We start from the raw sequence: 275 nt of genomic DNA on the forward strand, positions 1-275 counted from the left end.
ACCATTGCAGCCCAGATGCTGGCCAACGCCAAAACCCAACTGGATCAGGCAGACCAGTCCGTGCAGGCACGCTACATGGCTGCAACCGGAAATCAGGAAGGGGCGGACCTACTCAACCAGCAGGTGAGTGGGGATCAGGAAGTTCAGAAGCTACAGGATAACTGGCGCTCCTATCTGGGGGACACATACGCCACCAATGTGACCTACCAGCAGCAACTGACTGATCTGGAAAAAACACTGGCGGCCGAACGCCTGAAAATCCAGCAGACCTATGC

1 protein-coding gene is annotated in these 275 nt (G+C 56.0%); it reads left to right on the forward strand.

Going from position 1 to position 275, the window contains the following annotated elements; all coding sequences use genetic code 11:
• On the forward strand, window positions 1-275 hold a 275-nt coding region (locus tag HK26_RS12845), incomplete at both ends, for a hypothetical protein (RefSeq protein WP_143296381.1).

Source organism: Acetobacter okinawensis, from assembly GCF_002153655.1.
GTDB lineage: Bacteria > Pseudomonadota > Alphaproteobacteria > Acetobacterales > Acetobacteraceae > Acetobacter > Acetobacter okinawensis_A.